The sequence below is a fragment of the Kitasatospora sp. NPDC001664 genome, from assembly GCF_053596675.1.
This window is the reverse complement of the sequence record NZ_JBSFGS010000083.1, coordinates 1-3071: the sequence shown is the minus strand read 5'-3', so window position 1 is coordinate 3071 and position 3071 is coordinate 1. Positions and strand designations below refer to the sequence as shown.

Annotated in this window: 4 protein-coding genes; all 4 read left to right on the top strand. The window is 70.6% G+C overall.

Annotated elements, in window-relative coordinates:
• Window positions 1–264, top strand: a 264-nt coding sequence (locus ACWCYY_RS40730) for a sigma factor-like helix-turn-helix DNA-binding protein (RefSeq protein WP_449798970.1), incomplete at its 5' end; no start/stop codon positions are given.
• A gap of 442 nt (window positions 265–706) precedes the next feature.
• Window positions 707–1153: a hypothetical protein gene (locus tag ACWCYY_RS40725; protein WP_449798969.1), complete on the top strand. Its 447-nt coding sequence runs from the start codon at window positions 707–709 to the stop codon at window positions 1151–1153.
• Window positions 1154–2077: 924 nt separating this feature from the next.
• A complete protein-coding gene (locus tag ACWCYY_RS40720; RefSeq protein ID WP_449798968.1) occupies window positions 2078–2773 on the top strand; it encodes a hypothetical protein in 696 nt (231 codons plus the stop codon).
• Window positions 2774–2841: 68 nt separating this feature from the next.
• Window positions 2842–3071 (top strand): transposase family protein (locus tag ACWCYY_RS40715; protein WP_449798967.1); only part of this gene is annotated, 230 nt, incomplete at its 3' end.

Sequence of the window (3071 nt, the reverse complement as noted above, 5' to 3'; positions counted from 1 at the left end):
GAACTGACGGTGAACCACTTCCCGGAGCGCCCCACCACCCCCGACACCACCGCCGTCCGCCTCGCCCTGCTGGACGCCCTCGCCCTGCTCTCCCCACGCGACCGCGCCATCGTCCTGCTCCGCCACTGGGAGGACCACAGCGTCGAGACCACCGCGCAGATCCTCGGCGTCAGCCGCTCCATCGTGAAGGCCCAGACCACCCGCGCCCTCGCCACCCTCCGCACCCACCTCGGCGAGGAGCGCCTGGCCCTCTTCGCGGCCTGAGCCGAAACACCGTCAGCGAGCGCCCCGAGGGCGACGCAGGGATCCTGGACCGGCTCGAGCCCGACCCCGATTTTGCGGTGCCGGGTGCCGCGTGCCGTCGCCGGCTCGGTCCTCGACTTCGGCCCGCTCGACTGCTCGACCGCTCGACCGCTCGGCCGATCTCGCCCCGGGCTGGACGGTGTCCTCCCTGCCAACGGCAGCATCAGGTACCCAACGGCCGTGCGGTCAGCTCGGGCTGACGGCAGGTCAGGGTGGGATCGGCACACTTGCGCGATCACCGACAGGTCATTCAGGTCATTCGATGGCTGATACCGGCACAACGCCGTCCTTCCCTCCGCAAGCCCCGCACCGGGGCCCCGGGGTCCTGCCATGATGCGGCCAAGGAAATGTGACATTGCATATTTCTTCCGCTTCCCCGCAGACCCTCGACGAGGAGAGACCCGTGAAGAGCGTCATCACCACCGCTGCCGTCACCGCAGCCGCCCTCACCGCCCTGACCACCGGCCAGGCCGCCGCCGTGGCACCGGCCGGCCCCACCGGTCCGGTCGGCCCCGTGATCACCTGCGGCACCCCCGGCGCGCCCGGCTACCTGCTGACCCGGGCCTGTGTCGAGGTGACCGGCAAGCAGGTGCGGTTCTACGGCGTGGCCACCGCCAACGACCCGTCCCACCAAGTCCAGTCGGTCGGCTTCACCATCCAGGGCGCGGTGTCCGGCGGTGCCCCGATGGCCCCCGTCCACCCCGTCGTCAACATCCAGGCCGGCGGGAACGTGGTCGGCAGCGCCTACGGCACCGCAACCTGCGGTTCGACGGTCACCTCCACCTTCTCGGTGAACCAGCCGGGCTGGCCCGCCTCGACCGCCACCGTCTCGGCCGTCGTGATCTGCTGACGACCGATCCCCACCCCGGGGCGCCCGGTGCCAAACGCCCGCCCCGGAACCCGCGCACGCCGCCCGCACCCTCGACGACACCACGCCAAGAGCCGCCACCGTCGTCACCGGGCCGAGCGCACCGCCACGCCGGTCACCACCGGCCGCCCGCGACGCCCGACGAGGCCGCCACCCCACAGGGTGGCGGCCTCGTCGACGCCCCCAGCGGCGCCCAGTACGACCCCACACCGCCGCCACCACCACCTCGGCGGCAGCGGGCACGGCGAGGACGACCACGGCGACGCCGCCGGTCAGTCGGTGAAACCCAGCCGCCGACGCCAGCCCCGCCCTGCCAACCCCCGCGCTGCGCCAGGCCTGCAGCCGGTCCGTGACCTGACCCTCGAGCGCATCGGCTGTTGTGGCCTGTCGGGCGGTGGGGGGATGAACCGCCACCGCCCGTGCGGCGCTCCGGTGGGCACGGAGATCAGCGACTGCTCGACCCCGTACGAGCTGCACCTCGGCCCCGGCCAGGTCCGTCAGCTCACAGTCTGATGGAGCCACACCGGCGGTTCGGTGCCACGGCCAGCAACTGCGCCGCTGAGGGACGGGTCCACCTTGGTGCGGTCAAACTCAGGGAGGTTGGACTGACGACGGTTTGTCTCACCGAAGTTGGGCCTCCGGCGGACTGTTCGCCTGACATCTCTTTCGCTGGGGCGGCGGGGCTGGGAGGATCTTGGACATGGAGAGAATCGAGTCCGCGGTCCTTCGGTGACCGCCGCGATCGGGGTCATGGCCTCGACAACCTTGCTCGACTACGCGCTTCGTGTCTGTGTCAGCGGACACGGCAGACTGGCTCTGGCGCGAGTTCCGTGAACGATCTTGAACCTGGTGTAATCCCAGGGTGAGCGGGTGCCGGAACCGGGGTGGCTCGGTGTGGGGGCGGGGATGGACGGACAGATGGCGGCGGCAGAACACCTGGATGCTGTGACGCGGCGGACGCGGGTGGACTGGGAGCTGATGCCCCTGGACGGCGTCGGGCCGCTGCGGTTCGGCATGCCGATCACCGAGGTCACCGCAGTACTGCCGGGCATGAGCGAGCTGCGCCGGTTCCAGGCCGGACCGTCGGAACCGAACACCCTGGGCGTGGCGTTCGGCACGGAGCCTGCAGAGCCTGCTGTGTACGGGTACTTCATCAGCGGCCGGCTGTTTTGTGTCGCGGTCGACGCGGCCTTCGGGCCCCAGGTCACACTCTGGGGAAGGGAGTTGACGGCCTGCGTCCCGGCGGATCTGGAGCAGTTTCTTCTGCGTGCTTCCGAATGCGGGGTGCTCGGTGTGTCCTACGGTCCGCGGGGCAATCCAGGAGCCGCCAGCATCGGCCTGGTCCTGCGGGTGCAGGAGGTCTCGGGCAATGCGGTGACCCGGCCGGTGATGGTGGGCCGAGGCTGGGAAGAGCGGTGCCCCGACGACTGGGAGGGGCCGATACCGGAATGCGAATGGATTGGCCGGCAGTGGTTCTACCCGGGTACGCGCAGAACTGGCCACCAGCAGGCCGGTTGCCGGCTTGGGGCGACTGGCAGCGGCCCTTCTAGGTTGAGTGCCAACGGACATGGCGGGTCGACAGCTCCGGTGCGAGTTCCGTGAAACCCGCCCGCAGGTCTGGCCGGTTGGCGATCATGACGAGTGTCTGTCAGTGAACTCCTGGCCGTCCTATGTCCCCAGTTCGCGCTGCTGCAGGTGGACTTGGTCCGGTCGGCCGGTCGGCCGGTCGGTCCGTACGGGTCCACGCCCGATGTCGGACGCCGAAGGCGGAGTGCCCGGGCTGCGGCAGCTGGTCCGAGCGCGTGCACAGCGGTTACGAGCGGCGGATCGGCGACACCGCGGTCTGCGGGCAGGAGCTGGTGCTGCACCTGCGGGTCCGCCGGTTCTTCTGCGACAACGA

What these genes read in the sequence shown, in the direction of transcription:
- ACWCYY_RS40720 (WP_449798968.1), top strand. Translation starts at nt 2,078, where the DNA reads ATGGACGGACAGATGGCGGCGGCAGAACACCTGGATGCTGTGACGCGG.